Source organism: Noviherbaspirillum album (assembly GCF_035916955.1).
Classification (GTDB): domain Bacteria; phylum Pseudomonadota; class Gammaproteobacteria; order Burkholderiales; family Burkholderiaceae_D; genus Noviherbaspirillum; species Noviherbaspirillum album.
Genome location: NZ_JAWIIV010000001.1, coordinates 600,300 through 621,435, shown reverse-complemented (window position 1 = coordinate 621,435; position 21,136 = coordinate 600,300). Strand labels below are relative to the sequence as shown.

Annotated in this window: 25 protein-coding genes; 15 read left to right on the top strand and 10 right to left on the bottom strand. The window is 61.1% G+C overall.

Annotated elements, in window-relative coordinates; all coding sequences use genetic code 11:
* Positions 1-51 precede the first annotated feature (51 nt).
* Both RY831_RS02755 and RY831_RS02750 read left to right on the top strand, forming a co-directional pair.
* Complete coding sequence (locus tag RY831_RS02755) at positions 52-393, top strand: hypothetical protein (RefSeq protein WP_326504794.1); 342 nt, start codon at positions 52-54, stop codon at positions 391-393.
* Positions 394-517: 124 nt separating this feature from the next.
* Entirely contained in the window at positions 518-1,153 is a 636-nt protein-coding gene (locus RY831_RS02750; protein WP_326504793.1) for a DUF4136 domain-containing protein, read from the top strand.
* 115 nt (positions 1,154-1,268) lie between these two features.
* On the opposite strand, the gene RY831_RS02745 is transcribed toward RY831_RS02750, so the two are convergent.
* The 7 genes from RY831_RS02745 to RY831_RS02715 form a co-directional block, all read right to left on the bottom strand.
* Entirely contained in the window at positions 1,269-1,778 is a 510-nt protein-coding gene (locus RY831_RS02745; RefSeq protein WP_326504792.1) for a hypothetical protein, read from the bottom strand.
* Between the two features lie 455 nt (positions 1,779-2,233).
* Positions 2,234-2,365: a hypothetical protein gene (locus RY831_RS02740; protein WP_326504791.1), complete on the bottom strand. Its 132-nt coding sequence runs from the start codon at positions 2,363-2,365 to the stop codon at positions 2,234-2,236.
* A gap of 26 nt (positions 2,366-2,391) precedes the next feature.
* Positions 2,392-3,366: a quinone oxidoreductase family protein gene (locus tag RY831_RS02735; RefSeq protein WP_326504790.1), complete on the bottom strand. Its 975-nt coding sequence runs from the start codon at positions 3,364-3,366 to the stop codon at positions 2,392-2,394.
* A gap of 12 nt (positions 3,367-3,378) precedes the next feature.
* Entirely contained in the window at positions 3,379-3,825 is a 447-nt protein-coding gene (locus RY831_RS02730) for a methylglyoxal synthase (RefSeq protein WP_326504789.1), read from the bottom strand.
* 15 nt (positions 3,826-3,840) lie between these two features.
* Entirely contained in the window at positions 3,841-4,620 is a 780-nt protein-coding gene (locus RY831_RS02725; protein ID WP_326504788.1) for an SDR family oxidoreductase, read from the bottom strand.
* An 8-nt stretch (positions 4,621-4,628) separates the two neighbouring features.
* Positions 4,629-5,540 carry a DMT family transporter gene (locus tag RY831_RS02720; RefSeq protein WP_326504787.1) on the bottom strand — a complete coding sequence of 304 codons (912 nt, stop codon included), beginning with the start codon at positions 5,538-5,540 and terminating at the stop codon, positions 4,629-4,631.
* A gap of 107 nt (positions 5,541-5,647) precedes the next feature.
* Complete coding sequence (locus RY831_RS02715) at positions 5,648-7,198, bottom strand: helicase HerA-like C-terminal domain-containing protein (RefSeq protein ID WP_326504786.1); 1,551 nt, start codon at positions 7,196-7,198, stop codon at positions 5,648-5,650.
* Between the two features lie 162 nt (positions 7,199-7,360).
* Between RY831_RS02715 and RY831_RS02710 the strand changes: the two genes are divergently transcribed.
* From RY831_RS02710 to rng, 8 genes are all read left to right on the top strand, one after another.
* Positions 7,361-8,086, top strand: coding sequence for a YebC/PmpR family DNA-binding transcriptional regulator (locus RY831_RS02710; protein WP_326504785.1), 726 nt, complete (start codon positions 7,361-7,363; stop codon positions 8,084-8,086).
* Between the two features lie 105 nt (positions 8,087-8,191).
* Complete coding sequence (gene purD / locus RY831_RS02705; protein ID WP_326504784.1) at positions 8,192-9,466, top strand: phosphoribosylamine--glycine ligase; 1,275 nt, start codon at positions 8,192-8,194, stop codon at positions 9,464-9,466.
* A 224-nt stretch (positions 9,467-9,690) separates the two neighbouring features.
* Positions 9,691-10,635 (top strand): oxygen-dependent coproporphyrinogen oxidase, encoded by a 945-nt coding sequence (gene hemF, locus RY831_RS02700; RefSeq protein WP_326504783.1) that lies wholly within the window; start codon positions 9,691-9,693, stop codon positions 10,633-10,635.
* Positions 10,626-11,276, top strand: coding sequence for a nicotinate-nucleotide adenylyltransferase (locus RY831_RS02695; RefSeq protein WP_326504782.1), 651 nt, complete (start codon positions 10,626-10,628; stop codon positions 11,274-11,276). The genes hemF and RY831_RS02695 overlap by 10 nt, the downstream gene beginning before the upstream one ends.
* On the top strand, positions 11,276-11,914 hold the full coding sequence (gene rsfS, locus RY831_RS02690; RefSeq protein ID WP_326504781.1) for a ribosome silencing factor: 639 nt from the start codon (positions 11,276-11,278) through the stop codon (positions 11,912-11,914). The genes RY831_RS02695 and rsfS overlap by 1 nt, the downstream gene beginning before the upstream one ends.
* A 6-nt stretch (positions 11,915-11,920) precedes the next feature.
* The gene (rlmH, locus tag RY831_RS02685; RefSeq protein ID WP_326504780.1) at positions 11,921-12,391 is read left to right on the top strand and encodes a 23S rRNA (pseudouridine(1915)-N(3))-methyltransferase RlmH; all 471 of its coding nucleotides are present in this window, start codon (positions 11,921-11,923) and stop codon (positions 12,389-12,391) included.
* Between the two features lie 12 nt (positions 12,392-12,403).
* Positions 12,404-13,024, top strand: a complete 621-nt coding sequence (locus RY831_RS02680; RefSeq protein ID WP_326504779.1) for a Maf family protein — start codon at positions 12,404-12,406, stop codon at positions 13,022-13,024.
* On the top strand, positions 13,021-14,484 hold the full coding sequence (rng, locus tag RY831_RS02675) for a ribonuclease G (protein WP_326504778.1): 1,464 nt from the start codon (positions 13,021-13,023) through the stop codon (positions 14,482-14,484). The genes RY831_RS02680 and rng overlap by 4 nt, the downstream gene beginning before the upstream one ends.
* A 145-nt stretch (positions 14,485-14,629) precedes the next feature.
* On the opposite strand, the gene RY831_RS02670 is transcribed toward rng, so the two are convergent.
* Positions 14,630-14,866 carry a PA2433 domain-containing protein gene (locus RY831_RS02670; RefSeq protein ID WP_326504777.1) on the bottom strand — a complete coding sequence of 79 codons (237 nt, stop codon included), beginning with the start codon at positions 14,864-14,866 and terminating at the stop codon, positions 14,630-14,632.
* Positions 14,867-15,101: 235 nt separating this feature from the next.
* Between RY831_RS02670 and RY831_RS02665 the strand changes: the two genes are divergently transcribed.
* From RY831_RS02665 to RY831_RS02650, 4 genes are all read left to right on the top strand, one after another.
* A complete protein-coding gene (locus RY831_RS02665) occupies positions 15,102-15,353 on the top strand; it encodes a hypothetical protein (protein ID WP_326504776.1) in 252 nt (83 codons plus the stop codon).
* 122 nt (positions 15,354-15,475) lie between these two features.
* Positions 15,476-16,345, top strand: coding sequence for a PA4780 family RIO1-like protein kinase (locus RY831_RS02660; RefSeq protein WP_326504775.1), 870 nt, complete (start codon positions 15,476-15,478; stop codon positions 16,343-16,345).
* A 538-nt stretch (positions 16,346-16,883) separates the two neighbouring features.
* On the top strand, positions 16,884-17,816 hold the full coding sequence (locus tag RY831_RS02655; protein ID WP_326504774.1) for a rhodanese-like domain-containing protein: 933 nt from the start codon (positions 16,884-16,886) through the stop codon (positions 17,814-17,816).
* Positions 17,813-17,941 carry a hypothetical protein gene (locus tag RY831_RS02650; RefSeq protein ID WP_326504773.1) on the top strand — a complete coding sequence of 43 codons (129 nt, stop codon included), beginning with the start codon at positions 17,813-17,815 and terminating at the stop codon, positions 17,939-17,941. Before RY831_RS02655 ends, RY831_RS02650 begins: the two co-directional genes overlap by 4 nt.
* 161 nt (positions 17,942-18,102) lie before the next feature.
* Here the strand turns inward: RY831_RS02650 and RY831_RS02645 are convergent, their stop codons facing one another.
* Positions 18,103-18,696: a GNAT family N-acetyltransferase gene (locus RY831_RS02645; protein WP_326504772.1), complete on the bottom strand. Its 594-nt coding sequence runs from the start codon at positions 18,694-18,696 to the stop codon at positions 18,103-18,105.
* A gap of 392 nt (positions 18,697-19,088) precedes the next feature.
* The gene (locus RY831_RS02640; protein ID WP_326504771.1) at positions 19,089-19,634 is read right to left on the bottom strand and encodes an SRPBCC family protein; all 546 of its coding nucleotides are present in this window, start codon (positions 19,632-19,634) and stop codon (positions 19,089-19,091) included.
* Between the two features lie 459 nt (positions 19,635-20,093).
* Here RY831_RS02640 and RY831_RS02635 point away from each other — a divergent pair, with 459 nt between their 5' ends.
* Positions 20,094-21,134 (top strand): hypothetical protein, encoded by a 1,041-nt coding sequence (locus RY831_RS02635; RefSeq protein ID WP_326504770.1) that lies wholly within the window; start codon positions 20,094-20,096, stop codon positions 21,132-21,134.
* Positions 21,135-21,136 lie beyond the last annotated feature (2 nt).

Genomic DNA, 21,136 nt, shown 5'->3' with positions numbered 1-21,136 from the left:
AATGGCGCAAAGTGGCATTTTACCAACCAACGGCAGCAGGAGCCTATTCCGATGAAGTCATCCTTTGCGCTTTTCGTAGTTGCCATTTCGGCACTGCTTGCGGCGTGCACCCAGGAACAGCAGAACCAGATCAGCCGTTCGGTCCAGAACTGGACCGGCACCAATGGCGTCCTTGAAATTTATGCCGGCGACAAGCTGGTGCGGCGCTTCGTCCGCATCGACAAGATGACGACCGCCACCGGCACCGACGACGGTAGTCCGCGTTCCTACCGCTACGGCTACGGCGTGCTGGACGAGAACCTGAACATGATCGCCGATCCGGGCGAGAAGAAAGTCTATTTCGAGATCAGCGATTTCGGATCGAATTACATTTTTTTCGAAAACCCGCGCTGATCTTGAGACCGCTTGCCGGCACATCGGCAGGTTCATGGACAAAATGGGATACAAATATTTACGGAATCTTTAAGGCCCATTTCCATTCTTAACTTTTAATGAAGATCCGTTCCGGAGAAATGGTATGAAGCGATGGACGATCGCCATGTTGATGGCGGTTTCAACGGTGCTGCTCGGCGGCTGCGCGACCGGCACGATCAGGAGCAGCGTCACGGCCTTTCATGAATGGCCCGCCACTCTTCCCAGCAAGTCTTATGTATTCGAGCGGACAAAGGAGCAGAACGACAGCCTCGAATACCGCAGCTATGAAAACCTGGTGCGCAATGAACTCGCGCGCCTCGGCTTCGAGGAAGCGCCGGCTTCGGTCAAGCCGGCATTGAAGGCTTCGCTCAGCTACAACATCAGCAGCCGCGACGTGCGCGAAGTCCAGCCCGTCGTGGTGCATCCCTATCCATACTGGTATGGCCCGGCATGGCGCGGCTACTACAGGCCGTTCTACGGTCCCTTCTATGATCCGTTCTGGTATGCGCCGCCGGTCGTGGAGCAGCGCGTGTCGCAGTACACTTTATTCACGCGGCAACTGAAGATACAGCTGGCAGAGATGGCGGGCGGCAAGAAGCTGTATGAGACGACGGTGGTCAGCGAAGGCACCAACAGTTCGCTGGCGGCGGTCATGCCTTACATGGTGCGCAGCGCGTTCACCGATTTCCCGGGGCCGAGCGGCGTGCCGCGGCGGGTGGAGTTGAAGCTGGAGCAGTGAGTCAGTGTTGCGGTAGTCGTTTGTGTGTCGATTCGCTAGTGACTTGACTGCTTGCTTGCGCAGCCGTCCCGTTGTGGGAATAGCATTCAATGTAAAGATTGCCTCGAACGGATTCTTATTTGCTCAGGCCGTACGCCTGCAGCGGACGGCAGTCGGGCTGTATTTTTTTGGATTGCATGTAAAGGCGCAAGCAGTCCAGATCATTCTGCGTTGCTTTCTTCTCTTTCTCGTTCATCAGATGAAGTACCGAGTCGGCTGCCATGGCAGACTTGTAGAGCGGCAAAACATGCTGCGCATCCAACCGGGTGCCGAGGTCGCGTATGCTGACTTCGGCATACTCGTTCAAGGCTTGCGGCGTTGGATAGCGGATGGCACTACCGCCGAATGCCTTAGTGGCAAGGGCCCAGCGCTGCTCCTTTTTCAATCTGAGACCCAAATCGAAAAATTCCTTGGCTGCCGTCTTGTCGGCCCTGGCACCATTTTCGATCAGCCATGCCTTCACCACTGCTGGCTTTTCCAGGTCGTCCTGGGTGAGTGTGGAAATTTTCTGTGCAAGCACGGACATGGATTGCAGCAGCAGTGCACTAGCGGACAACAGTGACAGAGCCGCCAGTTTTGCCATCATTGCCTCCATATAAATATTGAAACAACAGCAATTGTTGTCTGGTACGTCGAGGCCGGTTATGTAACTTGGTGGTGCGCGTGGTTGGATTGATACGAATGGGAAGTGTGAGCAATAGCCGGCTAGATAGACTTGATGCACATGCCAAGTGCAGTGCAGATCGTCGAGTAACGCGCGTTGCTGTAAAAAAAGCGCTCTGTAGGAATAGGGCGCATTTTATTTATTATCCTGCAGCAGCGAGCTTCGGCTGGAGCGTTATTTATCTGACTTGTGCAAGCAAGTTCTTGGAGAGGGGGCGGAGTGAGGGCGGTGCTAAAACCCCAGGCGGTCTTGGCGCCCGCCCTCATCCCCAACCCTTCTCCCGCCTGCGGGAGAAGGGAGTAAATCCGAGTATGCGTCTTCGGGTCTTAGGTATGGCTAATCATCGTAGAGCGTAATTGCATCCACCCTCGCACCACTCACGAATACATTGCCTCCGAAGCAATCGTAAGCGCCACGATCAGCAGCACCGCACCCACCAGCACCAGAAGCAGGCGGCCGAACTTCGGCGCGCCGTCGCTGCCGCTGGGCTGCTCCGGCGGATGGTCCATCGGATTCCTTTCCGGTTCGTCCTGCATCATGGCAGCAGGATGGTGGAACCGGTGGTCTTGCGCGATTCAAGATCGATGTGCGCCTGTGCAACATCCTTCAATGCGTAACGCTGGTTGATCTCGATCTTGATCTTGTGGCTTTCCACCATCGCAAACAAGTCGGCCGCCATGTTTTCCAGGTCTTCCCGCTTGGCGGAATAGCTGAACAGCGTGGGGCGGGTGATGAACAGCGAACCGCGCGAGGCCAGTTCCTGCAGGCCGAACGGCGGCACGGCGCCGGATGCGCTGCCGAAGCTGACCATCATGCCCAGCGGCGACAGGCAATCGAGGGAGCCGAGGAAGGTGTCCTTGCCGATCGAGTCGTACACCACCGGCACGCCCTTGCCGTTGGTGATTTCCCTGACCCGCTCGACGAAATTCTCGGTGTTGTAGTTGATGGTATGGGTGCAGCCGTGCGCTTTCGCCAGCGCGGCCTTCTCGTCGGAGCCCACGGTGCCGATCATCGTCACGCCGAGCGCCCTCGCCCATTGGCAGGCGATCAAACCGACGCCGCCGGCGGCCGCATGGAACAGGATGGTCTCGCCGCCGCGCAGCGGAAAGGTGCGGCGAAACAGGTATTGCACAGTGAGGCCCTGCAGCATCATCGCGGCGCCGGTCTCGAAATCGATGGACTTCGGCAACTTCACCACGCCAGCCGCCGGCATGACGCGCGCTTCGGCATAGGCGCCAGGCGGACGGGTCGCATAGGCGACGCGGTCGCCCTCCTTCAGATGCGAGACGCCCTCGCCCACCGCTTCGACCGTGCCCGCGCCTTCCATGCCGAGGCCGGCCGGCAGCGGCTGCGGGTAGGCGCCGGTGCGGAAATACACGTCGATATAGTTGAGGCCGATGGCGGCGTGACGCACGCGGATTTCGCCGGGGCCGGGATCGCCGACTTCGACGTCGACATACTCCATGACTTCGGGACCGCCGACGGCATTGATGCGGATTGCCTTGACCATGTCATCTCCTGGTTAATTGTGATGGTTGTGATGGTGATGGGGAACAAGCTGCGCAAGCAGGATTTTCGCAGAACTGACGTTAGTCGCGCACGGGATGTTGTGCACGTCGCAGGCGCGCACCAGCGCGTTGATATCGGGTTCATGCGGCTGCGGCGTCATCGGGTCGCGCAGGAAGATGACTGCGTCGATCTTGCCTTCGACCAGTTCGGCACCGATCTGCAGGTCGCCGCCGTAGGGGCCGGATTGCTTGCGCTCCACGTTCAGGCCGACCTCGTCGTGCAGGCGCTTGCCGGTGGTGCCGGTGGCGACCAGGATGCACTGGCGCAGCAGGTCGGCATGCTCCGACGCCAGTTCGACCATGTCGTCCTTCTTCTGGTCGTGTGCAATGAGTGCGATGCGCTTTTTCACTGTTCCCTCTGCTAGGTAAGCTTGATGAGGAAGGCGGCGCCGGGCCGCCATATCGGTGTCAGAAGATCAGAAAGTGCCCGGATAGTTGCCGCCGTCGAGCAGCACGTTCTGACCCGTCATATAGGCCGCCTGCACGCTGCACAGGAATGCACAAACCGCGCCAAACTCTTCCGCCGTGCCGAAGCGCTGCGCAGGTATCTGCTGAATGCGGGCCTGCCGCACCTCGTCGACGGTCTTGCCTGCAGCGCTGGCTGCCGCGCCGAAATTCTTCTTCAGGCGATCGGTCTCGAACTGGCCGGGCAACAGGTTGTTGATCGTCACGTTATTCACCACGGTCTTGCGGGCGATGCCGGCGACGAATCCGGTCAGGCCGGAACGGGCACCGTTGGACAGACCGAGAATGTCGATCGGCGCCTTGACCGCGCTCGACGTGATGTTGACGATGCGCCCGAAGCGGCGCGCCATCATGCCGTCCACCGTGGCCTTGATGAGTTCGATCGGCGTCAGCATGTTGGCGTCGATTGCGGCGATCCAGTCTTCCCGGTTCCACTTGCGGAAATCGCCGGGCGGGGGACCGCCGGCATTGTTGATCAGGATGTCCGGTTCCGGGCAGGCGGCGAGCGCCTTGGCGCGCCCCTCCGGCGTGGTGATGTCGCAGGCGACCGCATTGACGGTTACGCCGGTGCGCTGCCGGATTTCAGCGGCGGTCGCTTCCAGCGCATCCGCGGTACGGGCGACGATGGTGACATGCACGCCCTCTCCCGCCAATGCCTCGGCGCAGCCGCGCCCCAGGCCCTTGCTTGCGCCGCATACCAGTGCCTGCTTTCCTGCGATTCCAAAATCCATGATGCCTCCTATGCTCGTTTTCTGGATAGTAAGTAAATGCCGGCCAGCACCAGGGCGGTGCCGGCAAGCTGTATGCCGGTGAGCGGTTCGCCGAGAATCAGCGCACCGAGAAACAGGGTCGATACCGGCCCGATCATGCCGGCCTGCGAGGTGGTCGCCGCACCGATGCGGGCCACGGCCGCCATGGTCAGGAACACCGGGAATACCGTGCACATGACGGCATTCACGATGGACAGGCCGTACACGCCGGCCGGCTGCACCAGCATCGATGCCGGGCGCAGCAGAAAAAACTGGGCAATGCAGGCGACGCTGGACACGCACATCGCGTAGGCAACGAGCCGCATCGAGCCGACGCGGCGCACCAGCTCGCCCGTCATCAGCAGGTAAATCGCGTAGCTGACGGCGCTGCCGAGCACGAAGGCGCCGCCGAGCAGGATATTGGACCCGCCGGCGCGCGCATCGTGCAGGAAGACCAGTACCGTGCCGAGGTAGGCGGTGCCTAGCGCCAACCATTCCAGCCCGGTGATCTTTTTCTTTAGAAAGAACAGCGACAGCAGCAGCACGAAGGAGGGGGTGAGGAACAGGATCAGGCGCTCAAGGCCGGCGGAGATGTATTGCAGGCCGAGGAAATCGAGAAAGCTCGACAGGTAGTAGCCGATCAGGCCGACGAATACGATCTGCCCTCGCTCGCGTCCCGTCAGCGAGGGCTCGGTCCGCGCCTTCCAGATGGCGACCGCGGCGAAGAACGGCAGTGAAAACAGCATGCGGAAGGCGATCAGCGTCACCGCGTCGATCTGGTAGCGGTAGAGCAGCTTGGCGACGATGGCCTTGGTGGAAAACAGGACGGCGCCGGCAATGGCGATCGCAAGGCCGGCGAGATAGGCCTTGCGATCCGGCGCGGATACGGGGAGTGAAGACATCCCGCGATTTTACGCCGGGCGGGAAAATCTTACTTTTTGCCACTCGCTTCCCGATGAACTTCATGATTGCAAGCCATGGCGCGGCTGATGGGCACCGCGCTCGGCGCTTAGCGCTTGAGGATCGAGCCCAGCACGCCGCGAATGATTTCGCGCCCGACCTGCGAGCCGATGCTGCGTGCCGCCGACTTCATCATTGCTTCCACCATGGTGTCCTTGCGGCGGCCGACGCCGCCGCCGCCGAACAGGCCGCCCATTGCGTCCTTGACCGAGTCGCCGAAGGATGATCCGCTTTCCTCGTCCTGCGTTTGCGTTTGTGCCTGGGCTTGCCCGCCGCGCGCGGTGCGCCCGGACTGCGCCTGCTTGTCCTGCATCTCCGTGGCGACCCTGCCAGTCAGCTTTTCATGCGCGGACTCGCGGTCCACAGTCGTCTCATACACGCCCGCCACGATCGAGTCGGCCATGACCGCGGCGCGTTCCTCGTCGGTGAGCGGGCCGATCTGCGATGCGGGCGGAATGATGTAGGCCCGCTCCACCACGGTCGGGATGCCCTTCGCGTCGAGGAAAGACACCAGCGCCTCGCCCACGCCGAGTTCGGTGATGACCTGCGCCGTGTCGAGCTTCGGATTCGGGCGGAAGGTTTCGGCGGCCGTCTGCACCGCCTTCTGGTCGCGCGGGGTGTAGGCGCGCAGCGCATGCTGGACGCGATTGCCGAGCTGGCCCAGCACCGTGTCTGGAATATCGAGCGGATTCTGGGTCACGAAATAGACGCCGACGCCCTTGGAACGGATCAGGCGCACCACCTGCTCGATCTTCTGCAGCAGCGGCTTGGGCGCTTCATCGAACAGCAGGTGGGCTTCGTCGAAGAAGAACACCAGCTTGGGCTTGTCCAGATCGCCGACTTCCGGCAGGCGCTCGAACAGTTCGGACAGCATCCACAGCAGGAAGATGGCATACAGGCGCGGAGAATTGAGCAGCCGGTCGGCGGCGAGGATGTTGACCACGCCCTTGCCGCGAGCGTCGGTCTGCATGAAATCGTCGATGTTGAGCATCGGTTCGCCGAAGAACTGGTCGCCGCCCTGCTCGTCGATGCCGATCAGGCCGCGCTGGATGGCGCCGATGCTGGCCGCGGAAATGTTGCCGTACTCGGTTCGGATCTCGGCCGCGTTGTCGGCGACATGCTGCAGCATGGAGCGCAGGTCCTTGATGTCGAGCAGCAGCAGCCCGTGGTCGTCGGCCACCTTGAACACCAGCTGCAGCACGCCCTGCTGCACGTCGTTCAGGTTGAGCATGCGCGACAGCAGCACCGGGCCGAGGTCGGAGATCGTGGCCCGCACCGGATGCCCTTTTTCGCCGAACACGTCCCAGAAGGTCACCGGGCAGGCTTCCCAGGCCGGCTGCCCAATTTTCAGCAGGTCGAAGCGCTCCTTGATGCGCGGCGTGGGCGAGCCCGGCTTGGCCAGTCCGGACAGGTCGCCCTTGACGTCGGCCATGAAGACCGGCACGCCGATGTCGGACAAAGACTGTGCCAATGCCTGCAGTGTGACTGTCTTGCCGGTGCCGGTGGCGCCGGTGATGCAGCCGTGGCGGTTGGCGAGATTGGGAAGCAGGGCGAGTTCCTGATCGTGTTGCTTGGCGATGACGAGGGGTTTGATTGGCATGTTGGAAAGGTCTCTCAGGCAAATTTCACGAGGGTCGGTATGCTAAAATTGTAGATTGCTTTTCGGCTTGGCACTTGGTTATTTTGGCAACGAAATCGTTCCGCCAAGGCTGTCCAAGGCGGCACAAGCCTTCCCAAAGTTCACTTCCAAGAAAGATTTGTCATGGCTGGACATAGTAAATGGGCCAATATCAAGCATAAGAAAGCCGCGACCGACGCCAAGCGCGGCAAGATCTGGACGCGCCTGATCAAGGAAATCACCGTGGCGGCCCGCATGGGCGGCGGCGACATGGCGGCCAATCCGCGCCTGCGGCTCGCGGTCGACAAGGCGGCCGATGCCAACATGCCCAAGGACAACGTCACCCGCGCGATCCAGCGCGGCACCGGCGGCCTGGAAGGCGCCAACTATGAAGAAATCCGCTACGAAGGCTACGGCATCAACGGCGCCGCGATCATCGTCGACTGCATGACCGACAACCGCGTGCGCACCGTTGCGGAAGTCCGCCATGCGTTCTCCAAGTTCGGCGGAAACATGGGCACCGAGGGATCGGTGGCCTTCCTGTTCAAGCATTGCGGCCAGCTGCTGTACGCGCCCGGCACCAATGAGGACGCGCTGATGGAAGCGGCGCTCGAAGCAGGGGCCGAGGATGTGGTGACCGACGACGAAGGCGGCATCGAGGTGCTGACCCCGCCGCATGATTTCTCCGCGGTCAAGGATGCGCTGGAAAAAGCCGGTTTCAAGGCGGAAGTCGCCGAGATCGTGATGAAGCCGTCGACAGAGACGGTGTTCAGCGGCGACGACGCCGCCAGGATGCAAAAACTCCTGGATGCGCTCGAAAACCTGGACGACGTCCAGGAGGTCTATACCAACGCGATCATTGAAGAATAAGCAACAAGCAGTACCGGCAGCACTGTTCAACTTCGTTCCACAGCAATCCCCGGGAGCGGCTTCGGATTCAAAGCCGCTCCCCATCAACAACGTCATTCGATTCTCATGAAAATTCTGGTAGTCGGCTCAGGCGGCCGCGAACATGCCCTGGCTTGGAAACTCGCGCAATCCGAGCGGATTCAAATGGTGTACGTGGCTCCCGGCAACGGCGGCACCTCCCTCGATCCGCGTCTGCAGAACGTCGACATCACCGACCCGGCCTGGCTCGCCCAGTTTGCCATCAAGGAAGGCGTGGCCCTGACCGTGGTCGGACCGGAAGTGCCGCTGGCGGCAGGCATCGTCAACCTGTTCCGCGACCAGGGCCTGAAGATTTTCGGCCCGACGCGGGAAGCCGCGCAACTGGAGAGCTCCAAGGATTTCGCCAAGGCCTTCATGAAGCGCCACCGCATCCCGACCGCCGATTACCAGACCTTTTCGGATGTGCAGGAAGCGCGCCGCTACATCACGCAGAAAGGCGCGCCCATCGTGATCAAGGCCGACGGCCTGGCCGCCGGCAAGGGCGTGGTGGTGGCGATGAGCGTCGAGGAAGCGCATGCGGCGGTCGACATGATGCTGTCGGATAACAAGCTCGGCGACGCCGGCGCGCGCGTCGTGATCGAGGAATTCCTCGCCGGCGAGGAAGCCAGCTTCATCGTGATGGTAGACGGCAAGAACGTGCTGCCGCTGGCCACCAGCCAGGATCACAAGCGCCTCATGGACAACGACGAAGGCCCGAATACCGGCGGCATGGGTGCCTATTCGCCCGCCCCGATCGTGACGCCGTCCCTGCATGCGCGCATCATGCGCGAAATCATCAATCCGACGGTGCTCGGCATGAGCAAGGACGGCATCCCCTTCTCCGGCTTCCTGTACGCCGGCCTGATGATCGACGACAAGGGCAACCCCAAGACGCTGGAATTCAACTGCCGCATGGGCGACCCGGAAACCCAGCCCATCATGGCAAGGCTGAAGACCGATCTCGTTACCGTGATGGAACATGCGGTCAACGGCACGCTCGACCAGATCGAACTGGAATGGGACAGGCGCACCGCGCTCGGCGTGGTAATGGCGGCCGACGGCTATCCGGATGCGCCGCGCAAGGGCGATGCGATCACCGGCATTCCCGCGGAAACGCCGGAATGCGTGACTTTCCATGCCGGTACCGCGGTCAAGGACGGCAAGCTGCTGACCTCGGGCGGACGCGTGCTGTGCGTGGTCGGCTTGGGCGACAGCGTGAAGATGGCGCAGAAGCATGCCTATGAAGCAGTCGACCAGATCCGCTTCGACGGCGCCCAGTTCCGCCGCGATATCGGCTGGCGCGCGCTGAAGCGCCCTGCCTGATCCCAGGCCCAGGCTTACGGATCGCATCTTTTGCCGGTCCGCGTGTCGAAACAGCTTTAGGAAACTGCTGCAAGCTTGCTTCAAGTTTCAGCATCATCGACATGCGGTACCGGCTCACTGGCGACGGACTGCCCTCTCCCGTTCCGCGCCGGCATTGCCGCTGCCATCAGATAAGAATCAAGAAGAATACTGCAGAGCAAGGCAACGCGAAAAAACATCGAACCATGAACGCATCCACCGAATCCACCCAATCCACCATCACCTCCGCCGACGTCAAGACCTATCTGCTCGATCTGCAGGAACGCATCGTTGCCGCCCTTGAGGAAGTCGACGGCAAGTCCTTCCTGACGGACCGCTGGCAGCGGGCGGCCGGCGAAGGGCCGATCGCGGGCGGAGGCATTTCCCGCATCCTCGAACAGGGCAATGTGATCGAGCGCGGCGGCGTGGGCTTTTCCCATGTCAGCGGCACCGCCCTGCCGCCGAGCGCGGCGGCCAACCGGCCGGAGCTTGCCGGCCGTTCCTGGGAAGCAATGGGCGTTTCGCTGGTGCAGCACCCGCGCAACCCCTACGCGCCGACTGTGCATATGAACGTGCGCTTCTTCATTGCCAGCGCGGAAGGCAAGGAGCCGGTCTGGTGGTTCGGCGGCGGCATGGACCTCACGCCCTACTACGGCGACGAGGACGATGCGCGCCACTTCCACCTGAGCTGCCGCGAGGCGCTGGCGCCGTTCGGCGACGATCTGCATCCGCGCTTCAAGAAGTGGTGCGACGATTACTTTTATTTGAAGCACCGCAAGGAAGCGCGCGGCGTGGGCGGCATTTTCTTCGACGATTTCCACGAACTCGGACTCGATCGCAGCTTTGCCATGATGCAAAGCGTCGGCGACCGTTTCATCGACGCCTATGTTCCGATCCTGAAGCGCCGCAAGGATACGCCCTACGGCGAGCGCGAGCGCGATTTTCAAACCTACCGACGCGGCCGCTACGTCGAGTTCAACCTGGTGCTTGACCGCGGCACGCTGTTCGGGCTGCAGTCCGGCGGCCGTACCGAATCGATCCTGATGTCCATGCCACCGGTCGTTACCTGGCGCTACGACTGGGCGCCCGAGCCGGGCACGCCGGAAGCGAAACTGTATTCCGATTTCCTGGTGCCGCGCGAATGGGTGTGACGCGCTGCATCGTTGTCCTCGGCGGCAGCTTCGATCCGGTCCACAGCGCCCATGTCGCAGTGGCGAACTATTTCGTTACCTTGCTGGCGCCGGATGAGCTGCGCGTTCTTCCCGCCGGCAACCCCTGGCAGAAGCCGCCGCTGAAGGCGAGTGCAGCGCATCGCATCGCCATGCTCAACATCGCCTTCGAACGCCTCGCCGTGCCGGTCGTCATCGATGAACAGGAAGTTCACCGCCAAGGCGCGACCTATACGGTGGACACCCTCGAAGCGCTGCGCGCGGAAGCCGGGCCGCAAGCCTCGATCGCCTTCCTGATCGGCGCCGACCAGCTCCTGCAGCTGCATACCTGGAAGCAGTGGCGGCAGCTGTTCGACCTTGCGCACATTTGCGCGGCGTCGCGTCCGGGTTTCGACATGGCCCAGCTGCCGCCGGAAGTGGCGCGCGAATTCGGGCGACGCAGCGCCAGCGCGGCGCAGATTCGCGGCACGCCGCACGGCCTGGGCTTTCTTGCCATGAATCTTGCCGTCGATATTTCCGCCACGCAGATCCGCCAGGCGCTACAACACGACCAACCGGTCGGCACGCTGATCCCGAGCGGGGTGCTAGACTATATCCAACAACATCACTTATACAAAAGCTAATGGACATTAAAAAACTGCAATCCACCGTGATCGACGCGCTCGAAGATGTCAAGGCGCAAGATATCAAGGTATACGACACCGTCCATCTGACCAGCATGTTCGACCGCCTTGCCATTGCTTCCGGCACCTCCAACCGCCAGACCAAGGCGCTGGCCGCGTCGGTGCGCGACAAGGTCAAGGAAAACGGCGGCAACATCGTCAGCATCGAGGGCGAGGACACTGGCGAATGGGTGCTGGTCGACCTCGGCGACATGGTGGTCCACATCATGCAGCCGGCGATCCGCGACTACTACCGCCTGGAGGAGCTCTGGGGCGAAAAGGAAGTGAAGTTCGGCGCCGCCAAGCGCATCTCCAAGCGCACGGCCTCGGAAGATGCTTCCGAGGAAGAAGCGCCGAAGCGGCGCCCGCGCGTGGCCGCGGTGGCAATCACCCAGGCGCTCGACGATGACGACGAGCCGAAGAAGCCGGCACGCAAGACCGCGGCCAGAAAGACGGCAGCGCCGAAGGCACCGGCCGGCAAGACCGTGCGAGTCTCCGCTTCCAAGACCGCCGCGCCGCGCAAGACAGCAAGCAAGACGGCCAGCAAGACCGCGGCCAAGCCCGCCGTCAAGCGCGCGCCGCGAAAGGCTGCTGAATAATCCGTCATGCAGCTCGTCATTGCCGCAGTCGGCCACAAGATGCCGGGCTGGATCGAGGATGGCTTCCAGGAATACGCCAAGCGCATGCCGCCGGAATGCCGGATCCAGCTCAAGGAGATCAAGCCGGTCGAGCGTTCCGGCAGCAAGACCGCCGAGACCGTCATGGCGCTGGAGCGCGCCAGGATCGAGGCGGCCATTCCCAAGGGAGCCCGCATCATCGCCCTCGACGAGCGCGGCAAGGACCTTACCACCATGCAATTGTCGCAATTGCTCACCCAGTGGCAACAAGACGGCCGTGATGTTACATTCCTCATAGGCGGTGCCGACGGGCTGGACGCCGGCTTGAAAGCCTCTGCCGACATGCTGGTAAGGATATCCAGCCTTACCCTGCCGCACGGGATGGTGCGCGTGCTGCTCGCGGAACAGCTTTACCGCGCCTGGTCGATCACGCAGAACCATCCATATCACCGAGTATAGAAACCCAGGCCAATGAAACCGGCAGATCATAAGATTTACCTCGCGTCGAAAAGCCCGCGCCGGCGCGAACTCCTGCGCCAGATCGGCGTCGATTTCGAACTGCTGCTGCTGCGCGATTCCGCGCCGCGCGGCCCGGAAGTCAGCGAGGAAGTGCGTCCCGGCGAACAGCCGCTGGACTACGTGACCCGCGTCACCAAGGAAAAAGGCGAATTCGCATCGAGGATCATGCTGATGCGCCGCCTGCCGATCCGCCCGGTACTGAGCGCCGACACCACCGTCGTCGTCGACAGCCGCATCCTCGGCAAGCCGGCCGACCGCAACGAGGCGATGGAAATGCTGCGCGCCATGTCCGGCCGCACGCACCAGGTGCTGACCAGCGTGGCGCTGCATCACGACGACCAGCACTGGCAGGTCACCCAGGCGTCCGAGGTACGGCTCGCCAAACTTTCCGAAGAACGGATACGCGCCTACTGCGCGACCACCGAACCCTACGACAAGGCGGGCGCCTACGGCATCCAGGGCCTGGCATCGGTCTTCATCGAACACATCTCGGGCAGCTATACGGGCATCATGGGGTTGCCGCTGCACGAGACCGCGGAATTATTAAATCAAGCCGGCATACCCGTTCTATGAGCGAAGACATCCTCATCAACATCACCCCACAGGAAACCCGGGTCGCATTAATCTTGCAGGGCGCAGTACAGGAACTACACATCGAACGCACATTGTCCCGCGGCATGGCGGGCAATATCTATCTCGGCAAGGTGGTGCGCGTTCTGCCCGGCATGCAGTCGGCGTTCATCGACATCGGCCTCGAACGCGCCGCGTTCCTGCATGTGGCCGACATCTGGGAAGCGCGCCCGCACGACAATTCCAACACGCCGGCGACGCCGATCGAAAAGCTGCTCTACGACGGGCAGGCGGTGATGGTGCAGGTCATCAAGGACCCGATCGGCACCAAGGGCGCGCGGCTGTCGACCCAGATTTCCATCGCCGGGCGCATGCTGGTCTACCTGCCCCAGGATTCGCACATCGGCATCTCGCAGCGCATCGAAAAGGAAACCGAGCGCGAAATGCTCAAGGAGAAGGTGCAGAAGCTGCTGCCGGCCGAGGAAAAGGGCGGCTTCATCATCCGCACCATGGCCGAGGATGCAAGCGAGGCCGACCTGCAGATGGACATCGACTACCTGCGCAAGACCTGGGCCACCATCACCCAGCAGGCCCGCACCAAGCCCGCTTCCAGCCTGCTCTACCAGGACCTGAACCTGGCGCAGCGGGTGCTGCGCGACTTCGTCAACGACGATACCTCGACCATCCAGATCGACTCGCGCGAGAACCACCAGATGCTGCAGCAGTTCGGCAAGTCCTACACGCCGTCGGTGCTGTCCAAGCTGGTCCACTATACCGGCGAGCGGCCGCTGTTCGACCTGTACGGCGTCGAGGAGGAAATCGAGCGCGCGCTCGGGCGGCGGGTCGACCTGAAATCCGGCGGCTACCTGATCATCGACCAGACCGAGGCGATGACCACCATCGACGTCAATACCGGCAGCTACGTGAACGGCCGCAATTTTGACGACACCATCTTCAAGACCAACCTGGAAGCCGCGCATGCGATCGCGCGCCAGCTGCGCCTGCGCAACCTGGGCGGCATCATCATTCTCGATTTCATCGACATGGAAAACAGCGAGCATCGCAACGCGGTGCTCGCCGAGCTGAACAAGGCGCTGGCGCGCGACCGCACCAAGGTGTCGGTGTCGAGCTTCTCGATGCTCGGATTGGTGGAAATGACGCGCAAGCGCACCCGCGAATCGCTGGCGCACATCCTGTGCGAAGTCTGCCCGGCCTGCTCCGGCAAGGGCCAGGTGAAGACGGCGCGCACCGTCTGCTATGAAATCCTGCGCGAACTGCTGCGTGAAGCCAAGCAGTTCAATCCGCGCGAATTCCGCATCCTCGCGTCGCAGGTGGTGGTCGACATGTTCCTCGAAGAAGAGTCCACGCACCTGGCGATGCTGGGCGACTTCATCGGCAAGCCGATCTCGCTGCAGGTGGAGAATGTCTATCACCAGGAGCAGTACGACATTATTCTGATGTAGGCAGCCGTCGTTTTCGGGACGCCTTTCATGAGGAACCTGGCCGGTCCATGGATAGATGGATGCCGTCGCCAGTAGAATGCTCAAGCCCGCAGACGATGTCTGCGGGCTTTCTTCATTTCCAAGGGTAAGCCTGAATGTACGCCCTTTAACTCCCGAGCATCGCCTTGGCCTGCTCGAGCGACTTCATGGATTCCGCGTGCTTGCCTTCCTTGTGAAAGCGTTCGCCATCGGCACGCAACTGCTTCACCTTCGTCATGGTCTCCGGGCTGACTCCCTGTGCGGAAGTCATCTTCGCATCGATCTCTTTCATCACATTCGGACAGTTGTGGGCGAATGCCGCGGACGAGGACGCGAGCACCAGGACGGCGAAAATCGTTTTCATTGTTTGCTCCTTGTGGTTGAACATGACAACTGGGATTGTGCCCTCCCGGTGTACTACCGCCGGTCGTGCGAGGTACTGATATCGCACAAGATGCATCATTACAAGCCTTTCGGCAACCACTACTTGCCTCTCCCCCGACAAGGCCGTCCGTAGCACCCATGGGAAGTCAACCAGGAGCAAATCAAAACGCCGCTATACTGCATGCCACCCGCCAATTCTTCTTTCGCTTGCCGCCATGCCAATGACCTACGAAGCCTATCTTGATGAAGTCACCACGCTCATGACCGAAATGTTCGAGATCAGCGACGAGGATGCCATCAGCGAAGTCATGCGCGCGCAAGCCGCGGATTTCTTCACCCTGCACGATGACCATCCCGAAATGCGAACCCAGGAGCGCGCGGTACAGGACGCAAGGACAATTTTCGGGCAACGCAAGAAACCGGGTTCCACCACGGCACAGAAACGGACCGGCAAGCCACGGAAGTAGCTTCGCGCCGCAATGATGCGTGATACGGATTCGCGCTGCGCATCGGCGCATTCCCGCCGCGGCTTAGTCCCGCACGTCGAGGCCAAGGAACGGCCTCTTTTTTCCCTTCACGCATCGAGTCAATGAAAACCCCGAAAAGAATACAACCGCTGATTGAAGAGGGGCTTGTCGATGAAGTCATCCGTCAGTTAATGAGCGGAAAGGAAGCAACCGTGTATATCGTCCGGTGCGGCAATGAAATCCGCTGCGCCAAGGTCTACAAGGAAGTTACGCAGCGCAGTTTCCGACAGGCGGTTGCCTACCAGGAAGGCCGCAAGGTCAGGAACAGCCGCCAGGCCCGCGCCATGGAGAAAGGCACCCGCTATGGCCGGAAGATGCAGGAAGAGGTTTGGCAGAACGCCGAGGTCGACGCCTTGTATCGCCTCGCCGCCGCCGGCGTACGCGTGCCCCGGCCCTATCACTGCTTCGAAGGCGTCCTGCTGATGGACCTGGTGACCGACGCCGACGGACACGTCGCGCCCCGCCTTAACGATGTCGAGCTGAGCGAACAGCGCGCGCTCGAATACCACGCGGTCCTGCTGCGGCAGGTCGTCCTGATGCTGTGCGCCGGAATCATTCATGGCGACCTGTCGGAATACAACATTCTGCTCGATGCCGGGGGCCCGGTCATCATCGACCTTCCGCAGGCCATCAACGCTGCCGGCAACATGGCGGCCGAGCCCATGCTGGAAAGGGATGTCGCCAATCTGACCGGTTATTTCAGCCAGTTCGCCCCGTCGCTGGCCGGGACCCGCTACGGAAAGGAAATCTGGAAGCTTTACGCCGCCGGCTTGCTGACGCCGGATACACCGCTGAGCGGACAGGTGGAGCCGGACGGCAAGCCGGCGGACGTCGATGCGGTACTGCATGAGATCGAGCGCGTACGCAAGGAAGAGGAAGCACGGGTCCAGCGGACGCGGGAAGCGGCGCCGGCCGGCAAGATGTTCAGCTGACGCCGTCGAACCGGGTCGAGCATGTCCATGCCTCTCGTTGACGGTCATGACAGGCACGCCGGTCTATACGGCAGTGCGAATCGTTAGCGTCTTACCTCCAGAGCCGCGACAACGGGCCCGCGCAGGTCCTTTCCACGATATCCCCTCCCTTGGCATTGAACGATCTCAGGTTTGCCGGACCGTTAGAGAAGGAAGCGGGAATGCGCGTTGCGTTAAACCCCCTGCGTACGATGCCGCAGGCCATCTCTCCCGCCCCGCCAAAAGCTTCGTATTGTACCCATACCAAGTTTTTGCTTTGCACAGATAAGCCGTATTCATGCAGCAGAGTGCTTGAAATTGCACGGACCTGCGCGGACCTGGGGAGGTATCGGGTCGATTCAAGCTGCGGCGCCGTTGGTCGTTAAAGCCAGAGAATCATCGGATGTCCTCGCGCCGCACCGTGAAATTTCAGGATGGGCACCCGCGCCCGGGCATCGGGATGGGCACGGCGCTCCCAAGCTGCGGTACCATGGCTGGCGACGCACCCTACGAAACCATCATGTCCACTCTGCTACAGCTTATCGAGCAATACGGCCTTGCCGCCGTGTTTTTCAATGTCCTGATCGAACAGGCCGGGGTGCCGGTGCCGGCTTACCCGACGCTGGTGCTGACCGGCGCGCTCGCCGACCAGGGAGCCTATTCGCCGGTGCTGCTGCTGGCGGTCGCGGTCCTCGGCGCGGTGATTGCGGATGCCGGCTGGTATCTCGCCGGCCGGCGCCACGGACGCCGCATCCTGTCGCTGCTTTGCCGCATGTCGCTGTCGGTGGATACCTGCGTGCGCCAGACCGAAACCATTTTTGCCAGGTGGGGCGCGCCGTCGCTGCTGGTGGCGAAGTTCGTACCGGGCTTCGGGTCGGTGGCAAGCGCAATGGCCGGCGCGACCGGCGCGACCGGCGGCAGCTTCCTGTTATTCGACATGCTGGGCGCTGCGCTGTGGGCCGGGTCGGCGATCTTCATCGGCGCCCTGTTCAGTTCCACGGTCGATGACCTGCTGGCCGTGCTCGAGCAGCTCGGCACGATAGGCTTGCTGCTAATCGGCATCGCGCTCGCCGCCTTCATTGGTTCCAAGTGGTGGCAGCGCAAGCTGTTTTTGAAGACGCTGCGCATGGCGCGCATATCTCCGGATGAGCTTTATCGTCTGCTGGAAAACGGCAGCCGTCCCACCATCATCGACGTGCGTTCCCCTACGGCGCAGCAGGGCGGCCGCATTCCGGGTGCATTCGCCGTGGCGCACGATTTTTCTTCGGGTCTGCCGCAGCAGACGGACCCTGAGCTGGATGAAGTCATCGTGTATTGCGCCTGCCCCAACGAGGCATCCGCGGCCATCGTTGCGCGGGAGCTGATGAAGCGGGGTTATCGGCGTGTACGACTGCTGCACGGCGGCATCGATGCCTGGACGGCAAGCGGCTATTCCATCGAGGGACAGGCTTGACCGGCGGACCCGCCCGCTTCGGGCAAGGAATGGATTTTCTCTTTGCCCTGTCCGCGAAAGCGCTCGTGATCGAAGACCGTGAAATTGGTCTTGCCGTCATCCTTGGGGCCGGCGGCCGCAGATAACTGCGCTGATGGTCAGCTAAGAGAAGTTCTGGCTGCTGTTGTCCCTGTTTCCAGGGCGTTCACTTGTACTATCCGAACAGGCGGCAGGCTTCCCCAGCCTTGTTGGCCTTGTTGGCCTTGTTGGCATTTGTCGATGCAGTGAGGTATCGGGGCTGGCCTGTCTATGGCTGCTGTTCTTGCCATGCCCCGCGTGCCAGGCGATACAGGCAATGCCGTCTCAATGCATGTCCTTGCGGGACAGCGGGATGATCGAAATCGTCCGGAGCGCGGTGCATGCCGAGCTTTTGCATCACGGCTTGCGAGCGCAGGTTGGGCAAGGCGGTGAAGGAAACGATTTCCTCCAGCGCCAGTACCTCGAAGCCGAAGCTCAGTGCGCGGCGGGCGGCTTCGGTCGCATACCCTTTTCCCCAATGCGCCTGCGCCAGCCGCCAGCCGATCTCGATGCAGGAGCCGAATGGCATGTCCGGCTTCGTCTCGCGCAGTCCGACGAAGCCGATGAATTCCGCATGGCTGCGCGTTTCCACTGCCCAGAAGCCCCATCCGTCGCGCGCGATAAGCTGGCACAGGCGCGCGGCGAGATCATTGCTCTGCTGCGTATCGAGAGGCGCGGGAAAATGCCGCATCACCTCGGGATCGGCATTCATGTCCGCGAACGGTCCCAAGTCCCGCCGCTGCCATTGCCTCAGGAGCAGGCGCTCGGTCGCCAGCATGACGGGCGCGTCGGCATTGATTGCGTTCGTTGAATATTTTTCCATGTTTCCCAGTCAGGCGAGTGATCGGGCTTCGCGCAGGGCGAGGCAAAACGGTCCGGCGGCAAGCATGCTTGCCGGCAGCAGATTTTACGCGGAAATGCGCCGCCGCTTTGCGTCATTCAGGGCGCGGCGGGCGGTTGTCTACAGCGCGATCGATTCGGAATGTTCTGGAAAAGGCGGAAGAGTGAAGCTGGAGGATTCGGCAACGAGGGATGGAGCCGGTGATGGAATCTATTGCTGGTGCAATAAGCGTGAGCAAGCACGGGCAAAGGAAGGAACTGCGCGAAGCCCGCATCGGTACCCGGCGCGGTTTGTCACGCCGAGCAGCATGGATGGCATGCAATTGGACGAAGGGCAACGCCTTGATGATGCGCTGCCCTGCGTACCGCTGGGTGTTAGTGCTGCGTCACCGAACCGCGCCAGGCGCCTGTCTCGGTACCGCGGGCTTCGAGCAGCTGCTTGAAGCGCTTCAGGTTGCCCTGGGTTTGCATCTTCACCAGGCCGAGAGTATCGCCGACCTGCTCGTCGATGCTTTGCGGCTCGTAATCCATCTGCAGCATGATGCGGGTGGTGTTTTCATTGATCTTGTGGAAAGTGACCACGCCGGCATTGTGCACCCCGGTGATGCTGCGCCACGCAATGCGCTTGTCCGGAATCTGCTCGGTGATCTCGGAATCCCACTCCTCTTCCTTGCCGGCCACCGAAGCGCGCCAGTGCAGGTGGGTATCGTCGAGCTGACGGACCTCATGCACGCTGTCCATGAACTGAGGGAAGTTCTCGAACTGGGTGAACTGGTTGTAAGCGGTGCTGACAGGCACGTTCACTTCGATCGACGCTGTCGTCGATGAACTCATGCCGGAACCGCGGGTTTTCTTGAGTTGCTTTGAAAGAAGATAACCGCCCACTGCCAATGCAGCTACTGTTGCTAATCTGTTGACCATGTTTTTCTCCGTAACAACGCTTTGATGATTTCAACGACCCCTGTATCGAAAGACGGACGGGTCGCACCCCTTTGCACAGACTTGACCAAATGCTTGTCTTGTTGATGATGCAGCAGTTAAAAAGTTCGCCATTACGTTGATATTCCTTCAATTGCGGGTCGCCGAGAACCCATTCCCGTCGCACTTCCAGTAAGTCACTTGCCACCGCAAACTTTCTTGAACGTGGAGATTCTGCAAGGAAATAAGCTGCATCTGCCGGAATTTCATGATGCATAAGACCGGAGTCATTAAATTCGACATGTTGATGGAACCCAAGATAGCAAGATTGCTACATAGGAGGGGCCCGCCACATGAGCTGCGGTTTGCCGGTTGATTGTTTCAAACCACGAAGTGCGGTAGACCGTACGGCTTCTTACGAGCATTGCCCGAACCCAACAACTCACGACATCAGAGAGCACGATGGCATCAATCCTTTCCTATTTTCGCCGGCATCACGAACTGCCTCAGCCCCAGCCTAGTACTGGTCAAGACACGCCGAACGCAGTTCAGGCCGAAAGCGCACCGGCAACGGCTTTGCCTGAAAGTGGCCAACGCCATCCACCCGCGTCTCATCTTAGGAAAGCGCTTGCCGGTTTACTTCCAAATCTCGAACACCGTCCAGCGCCGCCTAGCCCGCAGCCCCCGCGCTGGTTCGGCCCGATTGACCTGAGCCAGGTGAGGTTTCCGGCTAACGTGGCTGTGCCACGTATCGAAGACGTAACGACCTGGATTACGCAGCTGCATCATTCCTCGGGAGTGGTCAAGAAAAGACACAGCGTGGGCGCCGGCCTGTACTTTCATAAGCCCTCGTCGCCCCGTTACCAGTTCGCCAAGCATCAAATGAATGCTCATGAGCGCGCGCAATTGACCGCGATTCTCCGGCACTTGATGGAACAGCATGGTTTAGACAGCCATGCCCGGAACGAGATAACCGACCTGTACCTGTCGCTACAGCATGCGCGTCTGCGTACGCACACGCCGCAGCAACGTGCTGCGCTAAGGCGGGCACACGGTAACGAAGGCCTCCTTGCCGTTGCAGGGCTATTGCCAGGCCCGGCTACCATGATGGTACCCCTCCTAATGCTCGATAGGAGCCTCGCAACTCACAGAGATTATTATCGCAGCCCGGGAAGGCCCGAGTACGGAGCAGCCGTTGCCGACATGGGCGAATTGCTTGGATCTCCCAACGTGGCTGAAGAAATCAAGCTGAAAATCGCCGGTGAAATCCTCGATCGTTATATAAGAAGCGAAAAGCTTTTTAGCACGGAACATGCCGATTCCATATTGTTGGCGTTAAATATGGGAGTCGTGCCTGAAGACCTCCGCCAATGGTTAGGAAGGCCCCAAGGGATGACAAGTCGCATTCTTCGAAATCCCTCTACCGATGCACAAAAGCGTCGGCTTATCGAATGGGCCTTGGACCCCAATAATTACAGCGGGCGAGAAATCTGCGAGGCTTGATC